At 66.4% G+C, this 15,597-nt stretch carries 11 protein-coding genes; 8 read left to right on the top strand and 3 right to left on the bottom strand.

Annotation, left to right across the window (positions count from 1 at the left end):
• Window positions 1-1,535: 1,535 nt before the first annotated feature.
• Window positions 1,536-2,432 (bottom strand): 3'-5' exonuclease, encoded by an 897-nt coding sequence (locus PQI07_RS02315; RefSeq protein WP_043380952.1) that lies wholly within the window; start codon window positions 2,430-2,432, stop codon window positions 1,536-1,538.
• 106 nt (window positions 2,433-2,538) lie between these two features.
• On the opposite strand from PQI07_RS02315, the gene PQI07_RS37835 reads away from it, so the two are divergent.
• A complete protein-coding gene (locus PQI07_RS37835) occupies window positions 2,539-2,817 on the top strand; it encodes a helix-turn-helix transcriptional regulator (RefSeq protein WP_446720936.1) in 279 nt (92 codons plus the stop codon).
• Between the two features lie 218 nt (window positions 2,818-3,035).
• On the opposite strand, the gene PQI07_RS02310 is transcribed toward PQI07_RS37835, so the two are convergent.
• Window positions 3,036-4,076, bottom strand: coding sequence for a GSU2403 family nucleotidyltransferase fold protein (locus PQI07_RS02310; protein WP_158713270.1), 1,041 nt, complete (start codon window positions 4,074-4,076; stop codon window positions 3,036-3,038).
• 467 nt (window positions 4,077-4,543) lie between these two features.
• Here PQI07_RS02310 and PQI07_RS02305 point away from each other — a divergent pair, with 467 nt between their 5' ends.
• From PQI07_RS02305 to PQI07_RS02275, 7 genes are all read left to right on the top strand, one after another.
• Entirely contained in the window at window positions 4,544-4,831 is a 288-nt protein-coding gene (locus PQI07_RS02305) for a hypothetical protein (RefSeq protein ID WP_051975977.1), read from the top strand.
• Entirely contained in the window at window positions 4,828-5,466 is a 639-nt protein-coding gene (locus PQI07_RS02300; protein ID WP_043380947.1) for a TetR/AcrR family transcriptional regulator, read from the top strand. Before PQI07_RS02305 ends, PQI07_RS02300 begins: the two co-directional genes overlap by 4 nt.
• Window positions 5,463-6,701, top strand: a complete 1,239-nt coding sequence (locus PQI07_RS02295; protein ID WP_043380945.1) for an efflux RND transporter periplasmic adaptor subunit — start codon at window positions 5,463-5,465, stop codon at window positions 6,699-6,701. The genes PQI07_RS02300 and PQI07_RS02295 overlap by 4 nt, the downstream gene beginning before the upstream one ends.
• Window positions 6,702-6,754: 53 nt before the next feature.
• A complete protein-coding gene (locus tag PQI07_RS02290; protein ID WP_043380942.1) occupies window positions 6,755-9,841 on the top strand; it encodes an efflux RND transporter permease subunit in 3,087 nt (1,028 codons plus the stop codon).
• Window positions 9,842-9,875: 34 nt separating this feature from the next.
• Window positions 9,876-10,478, top strand: coding sequence for a DUF2147 domain-containing protein (locus PQI07_RS02285; protein ID WP_043380940.1), 603 nt, complete (start codon window positions 9,876-9,878; stop codon window positions 10,476-10,478).
• An 813-nt stretch (window positions 10,479-11,291) separates the two neighbouring features.
• Window positions 11,292-11,666, top strand: coding sequence for a response regulator (locus PQI07_RS02280; protein WP_043380939.1), 375 nt, complete (start codon window positions 11,292-11,294; stop codon window positions 11,664-11,666).
• Between the two features lie 67 nt (window positions 11,667-11,733).
• Window positions 11,734-11,901 carry a hypothetical protein gene (locus tag PQI07_RS02275; protein WP_274925974.1) on the top strand — a complete coding sequence of 56 codons (168 nt, stop codon included), beginning with the start codon at window positions 11,734-11,736 and terminating at the stop codon, window positions 11,899-11,901.
• A gap of 183 nt (window positions 11,902-12,084) precedes the next feature.
• On the opposite strand, the gene PQI07_RS02270 is transcribed toward PQI07_RS02275, so the two are convergent.
• On the bottom strand, window positions 12,085-15,426 hold the full coding sequence (locus PQI07_RS02270) for a DEAD/DEAH box helicase (protein WP_043381003.1): 3,342 nt from the start codon (window positions 15,424-15,426) through the stop codon (window positions 12,085-12,087).
• Between the last annotated feature and the right edge of the window lie 171 nt (window positions 15,427-15,597).

Genomic DNA, 15,597 nt, shown 5'->3' with positions numbered 1-15,597 from the left:
CTTGCCGATGTGGTTGTAGGAGCGGACTGGGGGGTTGGATCGATTGGGGCGACGACGATACGGGGTGACCCGTACCGGATCAGCGTCCTCGGCCAGCCGATACCGCATGCCCCTTGGGCGGCGGTGATCATGTACAGCGCACGCTCCGACGCCTTGGAACGTTGGCGGATCGTGCGAAGCGGCCAGCCCTGGAGGTGCGCGGTCGGTGACCGCGCCCTCCAGCGGAGCGGATCGTGGGGCACAAAGCTACATCGGGATCTCCTTCGTGGTGTCCGCAAAGAACGACTCAGCCCTGCCGTCGAGTCAATGATCCGGGAGCGTTCAGAACCGCCTTTTGTCCCGACAATGACCTAGCTTGGCCATGGCCTTTACTTGAAAAACCCTCAAGAACGGCCTTAGATCGCGCAAGAACTGCTGAAGATAACGCAAGAAGGGGTTGAGTAACGGCAAGACCTGCTGCCGTCGGGCTAGCAGCCACTAGATTGCGCCGGTTTGACGCAGCTGCTGTTGTCGAAGGAAGATTAGCCGGAAGCGGTTTCAGCCGAATCGGTGCCGTCGAGCTTTGATGACAGACCTAGAGCGGGTACGAGTCCATTCCGATCTTCCCGCAACCATCGGGCAAGCGTCGCAGCAGTTGGCGGACGCCGTCGGCCATCCAGGCTTGGTCCATGGGTTTCCGAAGTATTACCAGGCGGCTTTAGATCGGCCTCGATCCGGCCGATCACCGGGCTCAGGATTGCGATGATGCGTTCGAGGTCGTGAGCTGTCGACTTGTAGAGCCTGGGATCGGAGGCGCAAAGGTGACTGATCCCGTTCAGCCAAAGCCGCCGTCGCGTCTCGGACGTGATTGGCCTGTTCATCAGCGACGCTCGCGGTACGACGACGTCTTTCCAGAGTGCATCGAACACCTCCGTCCGGAAGACGCGGCAACCGCCCGCTCCGCCGCCGTTTGGGACGGCACGGCCGCTTCCCGCGTTCGATCGTGTCGTGCCCTTCGGCCAGCCTCGCAGTGGGATTGATCGCCGATCGGCAGAATTGCTGGGATCTGGGATGGAAATAACCGGGATCGGAATGAGACGCATATGTGCGTACATGACGAGCCACTCCTGCGGGTGATATCGTGAGATCCGTGCAGCCGCCCTGTCCCGTTCGCCGCCCGCGTTCGCGGCGACGTCGGTCTCAGCGCGATCTGGGTTGGAGCTTTGGTGAGAGCGCGAGGGTTACAGCAACGACCCGCGCTGTTCCGGATCCGCGCGGCGGTGGATCAGCGAGGTTCGCCCGCCGACGCGTCGCGCGCGTCCTCGTGCGCGAGCCCGCGGAGAGCCGTCGCGAGCCGATCAATGCGGGTGGGACGACCGGGGCCGCGTAGCCAGACGGCGCGGCTTGCCTCCGAGCTTCTGAGTTCCTCTCGGGCAACCCAGTTTGTGTACGCGTCGACGACCAAGGTTACTGCATCGCAGCGCACCGGCGCTCGTCCTTCGCGCCTGAGCGTGCGGAAGCTGTGGCAGGTGTCCAATGCGGACCTCCCATTCAGGTCAGATGCGGTTCGAGAAGCGGTCGTAAGGCGTGACCTCAGTGACCAGTATATCTGCGTCGTAGCCATAGATCTCGCGGCGCAGATACTCGAACTCCAAGCCGACGAGATCCTCGGGCAAGTCGCGATACCAAGCCTTCGGTCGGCCCGGATTGGGCGCCCCGTTCCAGCGATACCCACGTGTTTTGAGCGCGTCCTTCCGCTCGAACGGCGCGAGCGACGCCCAGACCCGGTAGACCGGCGCCTCCGCGGCCTCAATGAGCTTGGCGAAGGCGGTGGTTTCGGACTTCGGCAACCGCCGCGACAGGATTTCGATGGCCGCGAGGCAGTCTTCGTGCGCGCGGTGGAACGAGGCGAAGAAGCCGAGATCCGCCAGCAGATAACCGAGCTTAGCTCCGCCGAATCCTTCCTCCTTCCAGGGCACCTGCGTCAGAGAGCAAGCCCATCGCTTCCGCGCGAAGGCGGGCGTGATCTGTTCGGCGAAGGGTCTGTCGAAACGGCTGTTATGAGCGCAGATCCAGGATGCGTCGGCGATGATCCTCTCGACTTCGGCCACATCGATCATCGAGCCCTGGACCATTTCGGGCGTGATGCCGGTCAGCTTGGTGATCTCCGGCGAGATCGGCATGAAGGGGTCTTGAAACGAACAGTACGGCTCCTCCACGTTCAGAATCCGGCCGTCAGCCGAGTAGGTGAATGGTACCAGGGCGATTTCGATGACCTCGTGCATCTCGGGATCGAGTCCCGTAGTCTCGAGATCCAGGAAGACGCCGCGCGCCACCGCAGGGTCAGCAGTTTGATCGTAGGTTGCGCGCGGCGTCAGCCGACGCAGCACGCGATAATCGCCAGTCTGCTCCAGCAGGCTGGCGAGTTGATCGAGATGGAGATTTTTCGACATGGTCTGCACCACAGTTGTTGGCGACAACAATGATGTAATGCGGCCGCGCCCGAATTGCACATTTTGTGCAGTAACGTGGATAATCAAGCGTTGCTGGTAGACTTCGTTGATTAATATTCAGCCCGAGCAGGTCAGAGCAGCACGTGCCATGCTGGGTTGGTCTCAGGATGATTTGGCAGCGCGCATCGGCCTATCGCGCCGTTCACTCATAAATTATGAACATGGCATCCACAGCGCGAAGGAAGAAACACTGAAGAAGATAGCGGCCACATTCCGCGAAGCCGGGATCGAATTCACTCGGACTGCATCTGGGGCGATCGGCCTTACACTGAGCGAGGAGGCCCTATTGGAGAGCCGTGCTCACAGAAGGCGCCCAGCGCCCTGAGAAGATCTTCTCTGCGGCAACCTGGCCGTCGAAGCCCGCGATGGTGCTTCGCGCCTCTCGTGGTTAACGGCAGGGCCGAGCACGCCCCCGAAGCACGGCCGGCTTCCACACGCCGATCGCCTTGTATGGCAAGGATCCCTTCGGCTCACCTCAATGGTCTGTGTGTCCTCGGGGCTGTGCGAGGCTGGACCCGATCCGTTCAATCTCGCCTCCGGGTGTTAAACGTCAGAGGCCTGGCGCGGCTTTGACGGGGTGCTGCTTGCCTCTCGAATTCCGGCGTGCGCTTCGAGGATCGTACGTGCGGGCGAGGGGAGGTGTTGCACGCTCGCTCGGAGATCTACGTTCCATTTTAAGGCGCAGTCCCAAGCCGCGTCGAACGCTCTCGCGAGAGCGTGCTCCCGTCCGACCATGCTCAAGGCCTCGATCAGTTCGGCTGCCCGGGCAAACGCTTGGTTCGGATCGTCTGTGCCGTTGATGCACCATCCCTGTCCGAGCAGTGTGTTAACGACCCAGCGCTCGGGGGCCGGAACTTTTACTGGGATCCCCGGACCGTGCAGGACGATTGACTGAACCGCGTCGTCGACGAGGATCGCCAGTTCGCTCGCGACATGGACATGGATCTGTAGGTGGCTCGCATTCCGAAAGCGCGTCGTGCCGACCACGTCCGCCGGGCTGGCGAAGGATGCGAAGCTCGGATCGATGCCGCGAAGCGCGGCGAAGAGGTCAGGGATCTGATCTGCCGCGCGCAGCGCAATCCGGGCTGATCGACCCTCGTCGTGCTCGGCTGGCCTGCTGAAGGCTCTGGATAGCCGCACTCCGAGGACGCCACCGTAGGTCTGATAGGCGGCAGTGCCGAGGAGGACCGCGCCGTTGGAAAACAGGCGAGCCCTAGCCAAGGCCTCGATTACCCGCCCGATGATCCTGTCGGGTCGCGGTACCCCAGATCCGATCAGCGCACGTACGGTGATTGTGCGCTCGGCTCGGACAGCTTTGATCCGCTGGAACCGCACGACCCACGCCATGACACCTGGGTCGTCAGAGCGTCCGACGAAGCGAGCAAAGCGTTGACCTCGATCGGCCTCGCCGCCAGCTCGGCGATAGCCTTGATAATACACGTGGCCGGACGGCGCGCCTGCTCGGCCGGGCCGGACGAGGACGCTGCCGTTTTCCGGGAATTCTGGGTCGAACAGCTCGTCCGCGCTCTGTTGCAAGAGGTCGGCAAACAGCGTGTGCTGGGCGAGCGGGAGCGACCGTATCATCACAGACGACGATGTATGCAAACCGACAGGATACATACAGGATGAAAATCGACAATCTCGTGTTCGGCGGCCCGCGACAGAAAGCCGTAGCGATGTCGGACCGTTTGCGCCTGAGATCCGAGCGGGCTCGGTGCCATACGGCCTCTTCCTCAATCGCCGAAGTCTCGCAAACGAGTTACGCGCGGAGTTCGAGAGGTGCCTGCTGCCTCGCGGGCGATCAGAAGCTCCCGCTGCATCGAGAGCGCGTCTGAGCGTCAAGGGCGTTGAACGCGCATTCTGAAAGCCGTCGAGAGCCTCCGGCCGTCGAGCAAACTCCGAACGAACGCCGACATACAAACACGCGACCGGGCTGCGTTCGGGAACGGCACCCGACGTGCCTAGAGCGTCGTCATCACCAGTGAATGAACGCTCATTGACATGAGAATGAACGTTCACTATTGCTTCTTCGTAGAAGAGCGGGTTTACGAATGGCATACGGACTTGATGCTCTGACGAACCGGACCAGTGCTGCGGAGGAGGCCCTTGGCTTCCTGCGCTCAGTCGTGGCCGCCGCGTCGCGTCCGGCCAACCTGCTCGCCGTCCTCTTTGTGCTCCTGGGTTGGGCGGCACTGATTGCTTGGACCGGCAACGGGCCCGGGGGGTGGCAGGCCCGCACCTGCGCCGGCCTCGGTCTGGCATCGCGCGCCTGCGCCGAGGTCCTGCCGTCCAAGGACCAGAGCCGGGTCGCCCCGCACGACGCGGGCTCCACGTCGTGAGCGCCGCGACCGGAACCGTCGTCGAGGTCCGCGACGCGCAGGCCGCGCGGCGCGAGCAGATCCTGGCCGCGGCCGAGGCCTGCTTCGTCCGGAACGGCTTCCACCGCACCACCATGGCCGACCTCGCCCGGGAGGCCGCGATGAGCCAGGGCAACTTCTACCGCTACTTCGCCTCGAAGGAGGACATCGTCCTCGCGATGGCAGAGCGCGACCGCGCCCGTGGCGCGACCATGCTCGCCGACCTGGAGCAAGGTGGCGACCAGCGCGCCGTCCTGACCGGCATTCTCGCCCGCTACTTCACGGACCTCACCCAGGAAGCCGCGGTGCTGCGCCTCGACCTCTGGTCCGAGGCGACCCGGAATCCTGCCATCGCCGCCTTGGTCGACCGCAGCGAAGCTGAGGCCCGCGAGTGGCTGTGCGGGATGTTCACGGCACTCGCCGCCTCGCCCGACTGCGATCCGGCGGCGATGTTCGAGGCGGTCAACCCGCTGATGAAGGGCATCGTCGTCAATCGCGCGACCCTGCCCGGGCACGACTCGGCCGCCGCGGTTGCCCACCTCCAAACCCTCATCGAAGCCGGCCTGCACGGTTCGCTCCCGCGAGCGGCCGCGGCCCCCCCGGAGACCCGTCGATGACCCGCGCCGCCTTCCTCGCCGGTCCCGCGCTCCTGGTGCTCGGCCTCTCGGCTACCTTGGCCCGCGACGAGGCTCCCGTCGCCGCCAAGCCACTTCTCGCGCCCGCCGTCAGCGTGGTCGAGGCGATGTGGCGAGAGACCGTCGAGACCGTGACGGTGACTGGCACCCTCGTGCCGCGCGACGAGGTGCTGGTGACGCCCGAGATCGACGGCTACCGGGTCACCGAGGTGCTGGTGGAGGAGGGCGCGCGGGTCGCCAAGGGCCAAGTGCTGGCGCGCCTGTCGCGCGACCTGATCGACCGCCAGATCGCCCAGCAGGACGCGGTGGTGGCCAAGGCGGAGGCCGCCGTGCCTCAGGCCCAGAGCAACATCGAGCAGGCCGAGGCCGCCGAGACCGAGGCCCGTCTTGGACTGGAGCGAGCGCGCTCGCTCATGGCGACCGGCAACACCACGGCGGTGGTGATGGAGAGCCGGACCTCCACCCTGCGCCAGTCCGAGGGCAAGCTGGCCTTCGCCCGCAACGGCCTGGCCATGGCCAAAGCCGACCTCGCCCAGGCCCGTGCCGTTCGCGACGAGCTGTCCCTGCGGCTGGCTCGCACCGAGGTCCGCGCCCCGGAGCCCGGAATCGTCAGCCGCCGTACCGCCCGGGTCGGCATCACCGCGTCGGCCTCGGCCGAGCCGCTGTTCCGCCTGATCGCCCGCGGCGAGATCGAGTTGGAGGGCGAGGTCGTCGAGACCAAGCTGCCCCTGCTGCGCGAGGGCGCCCCGGCCTGGATCGACATGGGCGAGGGCGGCCGCATCGCCGGTCGCGTGCGCGCCGTCTACCCCGAGGTCGACAAGGCCACGCGCCTGGGCAAGGTGCGCGTGCGGCTCGACCCCGACCCGCGCCTGCGCATCGGGACCTTCGCCCGCGGTGCCGTCGAGCTCGCCCGCAGCCGCGGCGTCAGCGTCCCCCAGGCCGCCGTGCTCTACGGCGGCGGGCGCCGCAGTGTGCTCGTCGTGACGGGTGAGCGCGTCGAGGACCGCACCGTCCGCATCGGCATCGCCGACGAGGACACGATCGAGATCCGCACGGGCCTGAATGAGGGCGAGCGCGTCGTCGCCCGGGCCGGCTCGTTCCTGCGCGACGGCGACCGTGTCCGGCCGGTGCTCGAAGCCCCGGCGCCCGCGCGGGCGGTGGCCGCCATGCCGGCGATGCCCGCCGCGCAGGACACCGCCGAAGCCGGCGTGCCGTAGCCCCCGGCGTCCCCGCTCCCCGAAGCCAACGTCACGGAAGCCAAGGCCGTCCGATGCGCCTCAACGTCTCCGCTTGGGCGATCCGCAACCCCATCGCGCCGCTCGTCCTGTTCCTGGTACTAGTCGTGCTCGGCCTCGTCAGCTTCCGCGGGCTCGCGGTGACGAAGATGCCCAACGTCGACGTGCCCATCGTCTCGGTAGCCATCACCCAGTCGGGCGCGGCGCCGGCCGAGCTGCAGACCCAGGTCACCAAGTGGGTCGAGGACTCCATCGCCGGCGTCCGGGGCGTCAAGCACATCACCTCGGCCATCACCGAGGGCTCCTCCGTGACCACGGTCGAGTTCCGGCTGGAGGTGAACACCGACCGCGCTGTCAACGACGTGAAGGACGCGGTCTCAAAGATCCGCATCAACCTTCCGCGCACCATCGACGAGCCGGTGATCAGCCGCGTTGAGATCGCGGGCCTGCCCATCCTCGTCTACGGCGTGAAGGCGCCGGCAATGACGCCGGCCGACCTGTCCTGGCTGGTCGAGGACAAGATCGCCCGGGCGCTCCAGGGCGTGAGGGGCGTCGGCGGCGTCGAGCGCGTCGGCGGCGTCGCCCGCGAGGTGCGGGTCGTGCTCCAGCCCGAGCGTCTGCTGGCGCTCGGCATCACCGCGGCGGACGTGAACCGTCAATTGCGGCTCACCTCCGCCGACATGGCGGGCGGACGCGGCGAGGTCGGCGGTCGCGAGCAGTCGATTCGCACGCTCGCCGCCTCGCGCACCCTGCGCGACCTCAAGGCCACCTCCATCGTCCTGCCGGGCGGCCGCAAGGTCCGGCTCGACGACCTCGCCACGGTCGAGGACGGCATCGAGGAGCCGCGCACCTTCGCGCGCTTCAACGGCGAGCCGGTGGTCGCCTTCGCGGTGTCGCGCGGCTCTGGCGCGAGCGACGCCGAGGTCGCGGCCGGGGTGCAGAGGAAGATTGCCGAGTTCCAGGCGAGCTACCCCGACCTGCAGTTCGAGCTGATCGACTCCTCCGTATCGTCCACCATCGGCTCGTACGATTCCGCCATGCACACCCTGATCGAGGGGGCGCTGCTGGCGGTCATCGTGGTGCTGCTGTTCCTGCGCGACTGGCGCGCCACGCTCATCGCCGCGGTCGCGCTGCCGCTCTCGGTGTTCCCGACCTTCTGGGCGATGGATGCGCTCGGCTTCACCCTCAACGGCATTAGCCTACTCGCCATTACGCTGGTCACCGGCATCCTCGTCGACGACGCCATCGTCGAGATCGAGAACGTCGTCCGGCATATGCGGCTGGGCAAGTCGCCGTTCCGGGCCGCCATCGAGGGCGCCGACGAGATCGGGCTGGCGGTCATCGCCATCACGGCGACCCTGATCGCGGTGTTCGCGCCGGTCTCGTTCATGCCGGGCATCGCAGGCCGCTACTTCATCCAGTTCGGCCTCACCATCGCGGTCTCGGTGTTCATGTCGCTGCTCGTTGCGCGCCTGATCACTCCGATGCTCGCCGCCTACTTCCTGCGCGACCACGGCCATGCCGAGGAGCGCGAGGGCCTAGTGATGCGCGCCTACGGCCGCCTCGTCGGCTGGTCGGTGCGCCACCGGGTCGTCACGCTGTTCGCGGGCCTCGCGTTGTTCGCCGCCTCCATCGTGTCGACGGGCCTGCTGCCCTCCGGCTTCATCCCGAAGCAGGACAACGCCCGTACCCTGTTCATGGTCGAGCTGGCGCCGGGCGCGAAGCTCGCCGATACGGTCGCGGTCTCCGACCGTGTGGTCTCGCGCATCCGGGCGCTGCCCGAGGTGACCTCGGTCTTCGTCGACGGCGGACGGCAGGTCGGCGGCAAGAAGGAGACCCGGCTCGCGACCCTGACCGTCAACCTTACGCCGAAGGCCTCGCGCGCCAAGCGCCAGTGGACGGTCGAAGCCGAGATCGCAGCCCTGCTGGCCGAGGAGCCCGACATCCGGTCCTGGACCCTGCGCGACAGCGGCCAGCGCGACCTCGCCCTGGTGGTGAGCGGGCCCGACGCCGACGTGGTCACCGAAGTCGCCGCGCGCCTGCAGCGCGACATGGCCGCCATCCCGCACCTCGTGGCGGTGATGTCGACTGCTCCGCTGAACCGGACCGAGGTGCGCATCCGGCCGAAGGAGGGCGTGGCGGCCGACCTCGGCGTCTCGACCGACGCCATCGCCGAGACCGTGCGGGTCGGCACCATCGGCGACATCGGTCTGAACCTGGCGAAGTTCAACGCCGCCGACCGTCAGGTGCCGATCCGGGTGCAACTGCCCGAGAGCGCCCGCGGCGCGGTCTCGCGCCTGGAGAACCTGAAGGTGCCGGCCAAGGACGGGGCCGCCGTGCCCCTCGCCGTGGTGGCCGACATCGAGCTCGACCAAGGCCCCGGCGCCATTGACCGCTACGACCGGGCGGTGCGCGTCGCCGTCGAGGCGAACATGGAGGGCTCGGAAGCCCTCGGCTCGCTCATTGCCGAGGCCATGCAGACGCCGACCGCGCGCAATTTGCGCCCGGGCGTGACCATCAGGCAGACCGGCGACGCCGAGATCATGCAGGAGGTGTTCTCCGGCTTCCTGATGGCGATGGGCGCCGGCATCATGATGGTCTACGCGGTACTCGTCCTGCTGTTCGGCAACTTCCTCCAGCCGCTGACCATCCTGTTCTCGCTGCCGCTCTCCATCGGCGGCGCTATCCTCGGCCTGCTCGTCTTCCACATGCCGATCTCGATGCCGGTGGTGATCGGCATCTTGATGCTGATGGGGCTGGTGACCAAGAACGCCATCATGCTGGTCGACTTCGCGGTCGAGGAGATGGGGCGCGGCGTCGACCGGGTCACGGCAATCGTCGATGCCGGCCGCAAGCGCGCACGGCCCATCGTGATGACCACCATCGCGATGGCCGCCGGCATGGTGCCCTCTGCGATGGCGTTCGGCGTCGGCGGCGAGTTCCGCGCACCGATGGCGGTGGCGGTCATCGCCGGCCTGATCGTCTCGACCCTGCTGTCGCTCGTCTTCGTGCCGGCCGTGTTCCTGCTGATGGACAGCCTGGGCGGTCTTCTCGGGCGCGTGTTCGGACGGTTCGTTGGACCGCGCGACGAGGCGGCCGGGCACGCGGCGACCGCACCGTGAGCGCCACGGTCCAACAGCTTGCAGAAGGAATCCGATGACCGCTCCCATATACCGCTTGGCCGCGGTCGCCTTGGTGGCCGCCGTCGCGACCGTCACGTGCGGCCGGTTGAACGCGGCCCGTGCCGCCGAGCCGTTCGGCACCTGGTTCACGGAAGACGGCCGCGCCCGGGTCCGGACCGAGCGGTGCGGGTCCGACGCCTCCCGCCTGTGCGGCTTCGTCGTATGGGGCAGTGAGCCGCTCGACAAGGACGGCAAATCGAAAGTCGACCGCTACAACCCGAACCCGGCTTGGCAGGCCCGGCCCCAGCTCGGCCACCAGATGTTGCTCGGCTTGAAGCCGAACGCGGAGGGGCGCTACGAGGGCAAGATCTACAACGCTGACAACGGCAAATCCTACGACGTGACGGTATGGAGCGATCAACCGTCAGCGCTGACTGTGAAAGGCTGCATGCTGGTGTTTTGCGCCTCGCAGTCATGGAAGCGCGTGGCCGACGTCGTCCCCGGCCAGCTCCAGGGACCAACAGACGGCCCTGGGGGTCCGCGCTCTGATCCGGAGTGGACATCGAAGGGTCCGCGAACCGGCGCTATCTCCGCCAAGAGATCCGCACACGAGGGATCGGCTGCGCACGCAAGGTGAGTTTCGCGCCCACACGGGCGCACCAAGCATCGTGCCGCCCTCTCGAGGGTGCACGGTTGGCCGGTCGGCTGGCACATCGCCCCCTCGTGCATGGCCGACCGGCTGTTTTTCTCGTCTCGTGATGCGGAGTGTCTCGGGCAGCCGGCAGGCGAAACCTCCGTACATGCCCAGCACGGCGAGCCAGGCCGGTTCTGGGTCGAGGCGTATCTCAAGGAGGTGCGCGATCTCCAGCGGTCGTAGCCGTGCATCGCGAACGAGGTCGTCGGCACAGCCTCGGATCACCGCGAGGAAGTGCTCCTGGATCTTACGCAGCACGTCAAAGGGGACGCGCGACAGTCGCACAGGCTGCAAGACTGCTGCGATCCGGTTGCGACCAAGGCGTTCGGCGACATCGACCCCGCGCTCCCCTCGCGCGTTTCCAAGTGCACGTGCGTTTCACGCGAGGCGGAGCGGATCGAGTGCAGCTTTCGCGGCCCGACGGGTCCCCATAAGCACACCTCGTCGGCACCCAATGGCATGTTCGCCGCAGCAACCTCGCGGACGAGATCGCGAAGCCCGAACTGATCTGCGGAGTGGCGACTGTTGGCGGGCCAATCGTGCAGCGGCCCCAAAGCGGATTGCAGCCCGCCGTTCGCACGCCGCCCCTCCGAACCAAGATCGAGCAGCCCCGCAACGAAGGAACGAACGCCTTCGTGGCCACTTGCGGCCAACGCAAATCCCGCATCGCCCGCGATCCGAATGAACCGCGCCGAGTTTCCCGGAGGCCTTTTGGTTTGGCTCAGACGGCCAAGGTGTGAGCCTCGTTGACGGCTCATGTCCGCGAAGCGCGCCCTCGATGCCTCCCTGGTCCTCGTCGTCGAGGACGACGCCCTCGTGCGCCTGTACGCCGTCGAGTTGCTGGAGGACTTCGGCCTCGCGACGGTCGAGGCCCGCGACGCCGACGAGGCCTGGGACATCCTTGAGCGCCGCGACGACATCGGCGTGCTGTTCACCGACATCGACATGCCCGGGTCCATGTGCGGCAAGACCCTGGCCGCCCGCGTCCACGCGTCGTGGCCCGACATCCGCCTCGTCCCGACCTCGGGCCGGCATCGCCTCGCGGACGAGGACGTCCCAGACCACGGCCTGTTCGTGGCCAAACTCTACGGCACGGGGGACATCGTCGAGGCCATCGTCCACGCGCGGTGAGCGGCGGGCCGACAAGTCCCTGAATCTCGACGAGACCGTGCAGCTTTGGGCATCGACGCATGCCTTCTTGGAAAACAAGAAGAACGCGCGGCTTACCGACCCGAACGCCGCCGCACACATCGTATGGAGCCGCGCCATCCCGGCCCCGGTCTCATACCGAGCCGCGGTCGAGATGGCGGCTCAGTTCCTCGACGATCCGACCGCGTCCCTGTCGATGGAGCGTAAAGTCATTTAAGGTGACAAAACGTCATTTGGGGCCCGCGCTGAGCGGAGCTCAAAGGCGAAGCCGGTTAGCGTGCGGTGTCCTCCGGCAGCCCCTTGAGCCTCACTGCCGTGTTCGTGGCGGTCGGTTTGCACGATGCCTGGGCTCGGCGGCATACGTCACGGCCGTCGAGACCAGTGGCGGTGCAGGGCCGTTTCACGCCGAGCAGACGACGGCCAGCTCGACGTCGACGGTTTGCCGGAGATAGGCGGCGGCGGAACCCAGCACGACGGCTTGGTCGTCGGTCAGCCTCGACCGCCGCACTCCGGGCTGCACGATGAGGATCTCGAAGGCGATTGGCTTCATCCTTGAGGCGCGCGCGAGTTGGGCCAACGAGGCGGCCGAGCCCGCGATAAACCGGGACCGGGAAGGACTGCCGTTGCCGATCATCTTGCAGCGCGTGAGCATGTGCCTGTGAAGTCGGTCGAAACCGCCGCGCCACGAGGCCGAGCGGATCGCCTGCGACGATACCTCGACAACGTCCTTAATCCGCTCGCCAGGGTCCGGCTTGCCCGAGTACTTGCAGTGAACCAGGACGAGCCTAATGGTCTCGTCGCCCTCCTGCATGCAGATGAGGTCCGCCGCCTCTCCGGCGTCATCGTCATTGAAGACGATGTCGAAGCCCTCGTCGACGTAGTGGGTCGCCATGCGGGACTGGACCGAGCGCGGCCTCTCGACCCCTTCCTTCCAAGTAGACTCGACGTGGATGTCGACGTCGGTCCAGTCCCACGGCTGCAACTGGCGGTCTTCGATACGTGCCGGAGCCGTGCTGGTCTGCTGGTAGACAAGGTCGCCTTCCAGCTCCTTCAGGCTGACGTAACGGACGACAAGGGGATAGTCGTACAGATAATCTGGCAAGGGCACGTCCAGCCTGCCTTGCCGCAGCCGGATGTTCTCCGGTCCGACGAAGCGATAGCCCCGAACCGCGTCCAGCACCAACTCGACGCGGTCATTGAATTCGCCCCTTGCGGAGACGAGCCTGAAGGCCAGTCGGGTCGACGAGGATGCCTCGGCCTCGTGCTCCCATTGGCAATAGGCCATCGGGACCTGTCGCCCGTCCTTGCACAAGACGATGCGTTCGTCGGAGGTCTTCAATGTCTCCGCGGGCCATTCGACCGAGAGCACCCGCTCGTCCGGGAACGCAGTCTTCACCTCGGTGGGGATGAGGACGTTGTGGAGGATCTTGTCGACGTTGATCGCGGGATCGAGAAGCTTGCGCCCTATGGGCCGGCACCATCTCAGCCATTGCGGAATGGTGCCTTGAGCCTTGGACCAGACCCGCCCCTTCGCCGAACAGCCAGGCGAGACGACGGTCCCTCCCTCCCAGCCTCGACCGTCCAGGTTCGATTTCGTGGCGCCGGTCGTCTCCGTCAGCGTGAGCGCCTGCCTCACGTCGGAGCCCGTATACATGGCGAAGCTCATGTTCCGGCGACCGTGCTTGCGCACGCCGATGTTGCTGAAGATCAGCCGATTGATGCCGCCCAGGGCGCGGAAGGTCTTCTCCCCGTCAATCCGCGCGGTCGCGCCGACCGCGCTTGCAAGCCCCTCGTGCAAGCTGCTCTTGTCGGAGGAGTTCACATGCAGGAGGCCGGCCTCCTCGTCATGGAACAAAACGAAAAGGTCCCATTGGCGGTCGGCGACCTTCTTGCTCCGGGTCCATCTGACCCGCTCCTCCCGCCTCGTCACGAAATAGACCAGCGACGCCGCATCGTTCTGCCATGCGGCATGGACGAAGGTCTTGTCGGGAATGCCCTCGTGGAAGGTCTTGGGCGTGAACTCGTCGCAGAGATATGTGATGGTGCTGAACTTCGGCCTCAGCAGGTTCTTCGAGATCCTCAGCCCCTCGACGTTCTCCTCCGGCACGAGTGCGGTGGAGTCCCGCAGGAAGGCGATCAGCTCGGCATGATCGCGCGCCGCCTTCGAGCTGGCTTCGCTCAGCAACTGGTTCCAGTCGGCGCTCTCGCTATAGAGGCGCTCCAGCTTCGAAGACACCTTCGGATCGGCGATGTTCGCGACCACGGTTGCGTTACCGATGCGCTTGCCGGAGCGACGTGTGAACCGGCCGGTGAACTGCAGGAGGACCGGCAGGCTTTTGTGTAGGTCGTGCAGGACTGCGACCTTGAGCTCGGGCAGGTCGAAGCCCTCGCCGAGCATGTTGACGCAGACGACGATGCGGTGGCGGCCCGCCCGAAGGGCATCCAAGGCCTGCGCGACCTCGATTTCCGTCATCTCCGAATGGATCAGGACCGGGTTCGTCTCCGGCGCCAGGCGTCGATAGAGTTCGAGCAGGCCTTCGCCGCGTTGGATGCGCGCGCACCGGGCCATGAGCAGGTGGTTCAGGCCGGCCTTCAGGTCCGCCCTCAGGGCCGCGATGGCTTCGTCGGCCATTTCCTCGTCGGCCTTGCCCGGGTCGATCTGGAAGACCGAAACGAACTTGATCGGCTTGAAGTACCCGTCTCGCTGGGCGGCCGCGAGCGGGTAACTGAAGATGACGCGCCCATCGACCAGCTTTCCATCGAGCCTGAAGGGCGTCGCCGTGAACTGCACGATCTGGTGCCGACTGAAGTGGCTCCGGAAAGCGCTCCAGGTATCCGAGGCCACGTGGTGCGCCTCGTCCACGAACAGGGTGCCTACGGCTTCGGCGATCTCGGGAAAAAGGGGCTCGGTCGCGGCGCCCGCGAGCGAGGCCATGACGCCGACCACGACGTTGCAGCCCCTGAGCAGGTCGAGATCCTCGCTGCGGGTGGGTTCCTTCGTAATGATGCCCACGACCGGGTTGCGGATATCCGGATCGACCAGCCCCAGTTCCGGCAACTTGCCGAAGTTCTCGAATTTCCTGGCCGTCTGCCAGCGAAGCGCGTCCGACGGGACGGCCACCAAGGTCGGGCCCCGTCGATAGTTGACGACGGCGCAGAGCATCGTCTCGGTCTTGCCCGTTCCCGTGGGCATGACGACGGTGGCCGGCTCTGTCGAGAACACACTCCAATGTGCGCCGATGGAATGGAGCGCGCCGACCTGGGGCGGACGCAAGCCTTGGCCGCCCTCGGCGACCTCACCCTGGGCGGTGGTGGTCTCGGTCCTGAAACGAAAGCCGTCCTTCCAGGACCCCTCGATCTCCTGGGCCGATCCTCGTGGATCGGCACGGTGCTTGGCTGAGAATTCAGCCAGCCGCACGTGCCATTGCCAGCGCGGCTTGCGCCCGTCCTCCTGGAGCAGGACCCCGGTCACTCCAGGTGGCACCGTCGACAGACGCCGATGTGCGACGGCGATCCGCTCGTCGCCGGCGAGATGGTAGATCTCGATATCTCGCTTGGCCGAGATGCGGATGGATGTGACCCGTTCGACGGTATGGGATCGGGCAGGGATCAGCAGGCAGAACCTGACGCCGATCCTCATCCTCTCGATGTACCGAAGCTCCGGGGTCTGAAGCGTCGCCGGCGTAGGCGGCTCCGCCTCTACCCCGGTGTCAGGCTGACTGACGGGTTCCTCCAAGGTCATGTCGATGTCCCTGCTCGGTTCGAACACTGCAGGCCAGGAATGGCGTGCCGCGAGGATCCTGGGCCACCCCCGAAATCATGATCCCGTTTTGTTCGGGTTGGTATTCGGCGGCGGGCCGAGACCCGCCGCCGTTTTTGCTGTTTTGAACGAGAACCTGCTCGGCGCTGAACC

The sequence above is a fragment of the Methylobacterium sp. 092160098-2 genome (genome assembly GCF_028920805.1).
Lineage (GTDB): Bacteria > Pseudomonadota > Alphaproteobacteria > Rhizobiales > Beijerinckiaceae > Methylobacterium > Methylobacterium fujisawaense.
The sequence above is the reverse complement of the archived record's forward strand: the minus strand, read 5'-3'. Positions and strand labels throughout refer to the sequence as shown.